The organism is Monashia sp. HAY1-2A, assembly GCF_056755315.1.
Map to the genome: position 1 here is coordinate 1 of NZ_JBNDHY010000634.1, position 247 is coordinate 247.

At 64.8% G+C, this 247-nt stretch carries 1 protein-coding gene; it reads left to right on the forward strand.

Annotation, left to right across the window (positions count from 1 at the left end; genetic code table 11):
* Positions 1–187 (forward strand): hypothetical protein (locus ACPYOM_RS23345; RefSeq protein ID WP_481347799.1); only part of this gene is annotated, 187 nt, incomplete at its 5' end.
* Positions 188–247 lie beyond the last annotated feature (60 nt).

Sequence of the window (247 nt, forward strand, 5' to 3'; positions counted from 1 at the left end):
CCCCCCCCCAGATTACTACGCGTCTCGTGGGCTCGGAGATGTGTATAAGAGACAGTCAGGCACGACCTCGAGGCCGTCTACTTCGACACCGGGGTCGATGTCGTACTTCCGCTCCGCCTCGTCGTGCCGCGACGCGTCGTCCATGGCCTGTCTCTTATACACATCTCCGAGCCCACGAGACGTGTAGTAATCTGGGGGGGGGGGGTTTTTTTTTTGGGGGGGGGGGGGGGGGGGGGGGGGGGGGGGG